Annotated in this window: 9 protein-coding genes and 1 pseudogene; all 10 read left to right on the plus strand. The window is 62.6% G+C overall.

Annotated features, from left to right (window positions below; all coding sequences use genetic code 11):
* The first annotated feature begins 11 nt into the window (after nucleotides 1-11).
* Entirely contained in the window at nucleotides 12-236 is a 225-nt protein-coding gene (locus HLUSI_RS0125570; RefSeq protein ID WP_016836634.1) for a hypothetical protein, read from the plus strand.
* Nucleotides 237-269: 33 nt separating this feature from the next.
* A complete protein-coding gene (locus HLUSI_RS0125575; protein WP_016836635.1) occupies nucleotides 270-500 on the plus strand; it encodes an RNA-binding S4 domain-containing protein in 231 nt (76 codons plus the stop codon).
* Nucleotides 497-1126, plus strand: coding sequence for a DUF924 family protein (locus HLUSI_RS0125580; protein WP_016836636.1), 630 nt, complete (start codon nucleotides 497-499; stop codon nucleotides 1124-1126). Before HLUSI_RS0125575 ends, HLUSI_RS0125580 begins: the two co-directional genes overlap by 4 nt.
* 158 nt (nucleotides 1127-1284) lie before the next feature.
* On the plus strand, nucleotides 1285-1917 hold the full coding sequence (locus HLUSI_RS0125585) for a helix-turn-helix domain-containing protein (RefSeq protein WP_016836637.1): 633 nt from the start codon (nucleotides 1285-1287) through the stop codon (nucleotides 1915-1917).
* A gap of 252 nt (nucleotides 1918-2169) precedes the next feature.
* The gene (locus tag HLUSI_RS0125590) at nucleotides 2170-2673 is read left to right on the plus strand and encodes a prepilin-type N-terminal cleavage/methylation domain-containing protein (RefSeq protein ID WP_016836638.1); all 504 of its coding nucleotides are present in this window, start codon (nucleotides 2170-2172) and stop codon (nucleotides 2671-2673) included.
* Nucleotides 2674-3570 carry a PilW family protein gene (locus HLUSI_RS0125595; RefSeq protein WP_016836639.1) on the plus strand — a complete coding sequence of 299 codons (897 nt, stop codon included), beginning with the start codon at nucleotides 2674-2676 and terminating at the stop codon, nucleotides 3568-3570. It begins immediately after the preceding gene.
* Nucleotides 3567-3692 (plus strand): annotated as a pseudogene (locus HLUSI_RS35045) (PilX N-terminal domain-containing pilus assembly protein); the annotation flags it as partial. The gene HLUSI_RS0125595 and the pseudogene HLUSI_RS35045, both read left to right, overlap by 4 nt.
* Before the next feature lie 34 nt (nucleotides 3693-3726).
* A complete protein-coding gene (locus tag HLUSI_RS30735; protein WP_016836640.1) occupies nucleotides 3727-4152 on the plus strand; it encodes a pilus assembly protein in 426 nt (141 codons plus the stop codon).
* A 46-nt stretch (nucleotides 4153-4198) separates the two neighbouring features.
* The gene (locus tag HLUSI_RS0125605; RefSeq protein WP_016836641.1) at nucleotides 4199-4657 is read left to right on the plus strand and encodes a type IV pilin protein; all 459 of its coding nucleotides are present in this window, start codon (nucleotides 4199-4201) and stop codon (nucleotides 4655-4657) included.
* Nucleotides 4654-4862: pilus assembly FimT family protein (locus HLUSI_RS0125610; protein WP_029364032.1), on the plus strand; the 209-nt coding region annotated here is incomplete at its 3' end. The genes HLUSI_RS0125605 and HLUSI_RS0125610, both read left to right, overlap by 4 nt.

The raw sequence follows: 4862 nt of genomic DNA on the forward strand, positions 1-4862 counted from the left end.
CGCTATTATATATGCGCGACGGCGACATCAACGTCGCCGCTTTCTGCAGCGCTTGGCGTGCGCAGACCGACCTGATCAAGCGCCTGCCGCCACGCTACGAAGAAGTCGCCGAAGACCTGCTCGGCCGGCTCGAAGCGGGCAGCCTGTTCACCGAAGAAAGCTGCTCCTTCAGCCAGGAAGACCTGCTCGACAATCTGGCGCTCTGGCTGCACAAGGCCGAAAAGACATTGCTCTGAAACGTTCTCGCTGAACATCACTACAAGGTAGATATGCAACACCTGGAATTCGAACTGCAAGGCCCTTACGTCGAACTGAACCAGCTGCTGAAACTGGTCGGCATCTGCGACAGCGGCGGCGCCGGCAAGGCCATCGTCGCCGACGGCAACGTCAAGGTCGACGGCCGGCAGGAGCTGCGCAAGACCTGCAAGATCACCGCCGGCCAGACTGTGCAACTGGGCGACGTACGCATCCGCGTGCTGGCCGGATCAGCGGCGCAATGATGGCGGCCGAAACCATAGCCTCGGTCCTGGCATTCTGGTTCGGCGCCGACATCGACGCCAGCAGCGATGCCAACACCGTGGCCGGCCGCCAGTCCGGCCTGTGGTGGGGCAAGGACGCCGCCGTCGACCAGACCATCAAGACCCGCTTCGAAGCGAGCTTGCTGGCCGCGCGCGACAACAAACTGGACGACTGGGCCGAGACGCCGGCCGGCCTGCTGGCGCTGATCCTGTTGCTGGATCAGTTCCCGCGCAACATCTATCGCGACAAGGCGACCGCCTTCGACTTCGACGAACTGGCGCGCCAGTGTTGTCATCTTGGCCTGGCGCAGGGATACGATCAGCAGTTGTCGCCGCTGCAACGCGTGTTCTTTTATCTGCCGCTGGAGCATTCGGAAGACATCGACGATCAGGAGCATTGCGTCCAGTTGTTCCGCGCACTGGCCAAACAAATGGCCAAAGATGACCCGGCATCCAGAGAGACCTTCGACGGCTATCTCAAGTTTGCCGACCGGCATCACGCCATCATTGCGCGCTTCGGCCGCTTCCCTCATCGCAATGCCATCCTCGGCAGAGCCTCCACCGCGGAAGAAATCGCGTTTCTGAAAGAACCGCATTCCTCATTCTAAATTCACATATGGATGTGAATATTTATTCGTTCTGACGCATATAGTGTCGGTGCTAAGCTCCATTCCATCGTAGCAAGCCTGATGGAATGGAGAATCCCGATGACCGCTGTCCTTTGCCGCTTCGGCGCGCACCAACCTGCGCTGAAGAGAACCTCATCATGACTGCTGAATTGCGCATCGCCGAACCCGCGCCGCACCTGCATGCCGTGCCGCCACAGGCCCCCGGCAACGACATCGAAGACATCGTCGCCGACAATCTTTCGCGCCTGCGCGCCTTGCGCCATCTGTCGCTCGACGGTCTGGCGCGCAAATCCGGCGTGAGCCGCGCCATGCTGGCGCAGATCGAATCCGGCCGCAGCGTGCCGACCATCCGCGTATTGCAGCGCGTGGCGTCGGCCTTGCAGGTGTCGGTGTCGGCCTTCCTGCGCAACTTCGCGCCGCAAGGATGGGCAATACTGCCGGTGCAGGACTCGCCACGCACGGTCAGCGGCAACGGCCGTTTTTCCAGCCGCAGCCTGTATCCGGCGGGCGAGCGCCGTTTCGAATTCCATGAACTGAAGCTTGACGCGCTGTCGACCGAACATCTGCAGCCGCTGGTGCCGGGCGCGCAAAAGAATCTCGTCATCACGCACGGCACGCTGGAAATCCAGATCAACGAGCATCGCCAGCTGCTTGGTACCGGCGACGCCATCTTCTTCGACGCCGATCATGCGCACAGCTACCGTAATCCGGCCAATGTCGACGCCGTCGCCTACGTAGTGACGCAATATCCGGAGACGCGCACGGTGTAAGTTCGCCGGTGTTCTTCCAACAAAAAGCCTCGCCGATGCGGGGCTTTTTATTGCCGCGCGCAGGCGCAGCACATCACCATGCATCCATGCCTGTCGAGATTCAATGCCGAATACAGCTAGAAAAAATAAATAGATACTTCAGGTAAACGGAATATCTTGGCTTCTGCCCGATTTTCCACAGCCAAACCGGCGCAACAATTCTCAAACACCGGCAAAATCCTGCCTTTCCGACATGCAAATCGGCGAGGCCACATGATCAGGACTACGTCCGTTTCCTTCCCCTCCGCACCGCATTCTTCCCAGCACGGCTTCACGCTGGTGGAAGTGCTGGCGGCGATTGCCATTCTTGCGCTGGCCGCCTCGGGCGTCGCTGCGATGCAGTTGCATGCCTTGCGCACCGCGCAGCACAGCGCTTACCAGTCGACCGCGCTGCAACTGGCGATCGAGCTGGCCGAACTGCTGCGCGCCGAAGCCCAGCCGGTGCTTTATCAATTCGACTACAACGCCGCCACTCCATCCGTCGCCTGCACGCAGACCGGCTGCGATCTCGCGGCCTGGAAGCAACGAGTCGCCGATGCCCTCCCGGTGGTTTGCATGGACAGCACGCCGGTTCTCAATGACACGCTGCGCTGGGCGTGCAGCGGCGCCGGCGGTCCCTTGCTGATCAAGATCGGCTGGGCGTCGCGGGAGCCGGGGCCGACATCCACCGCACAATCCGAGCCGCCGCCCTTTCTCGCGTTGCCGGTGGAGCGATAAATGCGCCACCATCAGCAGGGTCTGACACTGATCGAATTGATGATCGCCATGGCGCTCGGCATGGGCGTGGTGCTGGCGGCAGTAGCGCTGATGCAGGCGGCCCGCTCGACGTACCTGAGCGTGGCCGACAGCGCCCAGGTCCAGGAAAACGGCCGTTACGCGCTGGACCTGATCGCGCGCAGCGTGCGGCAGGCGAACTACGTGCCGTGGGACAATCCGGCTTTTCTGCGCAACGACCTCGGCGGCTTGGATCCGGGTATCGAAGGTCTCGACAACGCCCGGGTCGGCGAGCATACGGTCGGGATGTTGTCGTCCTCCGACAACCGCGCTGCGCACGGCAGCGATCTGCTGATGATACGTTTCTTCGGATCCGGTCCAAGGAATCAACCCGACAACGACATGCTCAATTGCGCCGGCTTCGCCGTACCCGGACCGAACGGCGCGAGCACGCTTTCAGACCTCGAAGAGGAGCGCGGCCAGAGCATCTTTTACGTCGCCCTCGACCGTACGGGCGAACCGGAACTGCGCTGCAAATACCTTACCCGCGACGGCGGCTGGAGCGCTGCCGCCATCGTGCGCGGCATCGAATCGTTCCAGGTGCTGTACGGCGTGCGCGACGTTCAGAATACCGGCGGCGATCTTGACTATGTGAATGCCACGCGCATCGGTACCCGCTGGCGCGACGTGGCGGCGGTCAGGATTGCCCTGCTGGCGCGCGGCGAGCGCAATAGTCGGGGCGGCGGCACAGCGGTCGTGCATCGCCTGTTCGGCACGGCATACCAGGATGGCGGCGACGCCGGCGCAACGATCGACGAAACGAGACTGGCACCCGCCGTACAACAGCGCATCCGCAAAGTTTTCCAGACCACGATCCGGTTGCGCAATTCCGCGCCATGAATACCACCCATCGCCAACGCGGCGCATCGCTGCTGATCGTCTTGCTGATGCTGGTGGTGATAATGCTGTTCGGCGTCTCCGCCGCGCAGCTCACGCTCATGAACGAAAAATCCTCACGCAACGATCGCGATCGCCTTCCAGGCTGCCGAGGCGGGATTGCGCGACGCCGAACGCGACATCGCCGGCGGCCGGATTACACCGGAAGTTTTTCCGGACCGGGCGGGGACTTGCCATGGCATCGGTGCGCACGGCGGGCTGTGCCTGGCCACTGCCAACACGGCGCCGTGGCGGCTCATCGACTTCAGTGCATCGGAGCCGTCGGTGCGCTACGGCCAATTCACGGGATTGAGTTTTCCGCACGGCACGGCGTCGCTGCCGGCACAACCGCCACGCTACCTGATTGAATTGCTCAGGCTGACGGCGGCAGACCGGCAAGTTGTAGTGCGCTATCGCGTCACGGCAATCGGCTTCGGTCCGAACCCGACCACGCAGGTCATGCTGCAAACCGTGCTCAACACCACACCATTGTCACCACCCTCAGCGTCATCACCGCGCATGAGCTGGCGGGAAATCAACAACTGAAACCGTCGAAACGGCACGCAAGATTTCCACATCCCCGGAGAAAACCATGTCCCGTCCTCACCATGATCCATATCCTCATCGCGGTTTCACCCTGATCGAACTGATGTGCGTGTTATGCATCATCGGCATGCTGGCGCTGTTTGCCTATCCGTCCTATCAATCGCACATACGCAAGGCGCGCCGCACCGAAGCGCGTGCGGCACTGATGCAAGCCATGCAGCAACAGGAACGCCACTTCACGCAGCACAATGCCTACCGCGCGTATGGCGACGCCGCCACGGCCGGATCGTTCAGATGGCTGTCGGGCGACACCGAGGCCGGCAGCGCCTATCGCATCTCCGCCGGCGAATGCAGCGGAGGCACCTTGCAGGAATGCGTCATGGTCTCGGCGGCGCCGGCCGGAAACTTCGTCGATCGCCTGTGCGGCACGCTGACGCTCAACAGCCGCGGCGAGCAAACCATCTCCGGCTTGCCTGTCGCCGCCGCACCCGAGGCATGCCGATGACATCGCACAGGCGGCATCCTGCTCCAACCGGCTTCACGCTGCCTGAACTGCTGATCGTGCTGGCCATCGTCGGCATGCTGTTGGCGGCCGGCATGCCAAGCCTGCGCACTTATACGCAAAACCAGCAGCTCGCGAACGCCGCCAACGCCTTCCTGGGCGCGCTCAACCTGGCCCGCAGCGAAGCCATCCGGCGCGGCCCGGCGCC

Source organism: Herbaspirillum lusitanum P6-12, assembly GCF_000256565.1.
Classification (GTDB): domain Bacteria; phylum Pseudomonadota; class Gammaproteobacteria; order Burkholderiales; family Burkholderiaceae_D; genus Herbaspirillum; species Herbaspirillum lusitanum.

Bases quoted from the DNA above. Each gene is read 5' to 3' on its own strand.
- HLUSI_RS0125570 (WP_016836634.1), top strand. From the start codon at position 12: ATGCGCGACGGCGACATCAACGTCGCCGCTTTCTGCAGCGCTTGGCGT.
- HLUSI_RS0125575 (WP_016836635.1), top strand. From the start codon at position 270: ATGCAACACCTGGAATTCGAACTGCAAGGCCCTTACGTCGAACTGAAC.
- HLUSI_RS0125580 (WP_016836636.1), top strand. From the start codon at position 497: ATGATGGCGGCCGAAACCATAGCCTCGGTCCTGGCATTCTGGTTCGGC.
- HLUSI_RS0125585 (WP_016836637.1), top strand. From the start codon at position 1,285: ATGACTGCTGAATTGCGCATCGCCGAACCCGCGCCGCACCTGCATGCC.
- HLUSI_RS0125590 (WP_016836638.1), top strand. From the start codon at position 2,170: ATGATCAGGACTACGTCCGTTTCCTTCCCCTCCGCACCGCATTCTTCC.
- HLUSI_RS0125595 (WP_016836639.1), top strand. From the start codon at position 2,674: ATGCGCCACCATCAGCAGGGTCTGACACTGATCGAATTGATGATCGCC.
- HLUSI_RS0125605 (WP_016836641.1), top strand. From the start codon at position 4,199: ATGTCCCGTCCTCACCATGATCCATATCCTCATCGCGGTTTCACCCTG.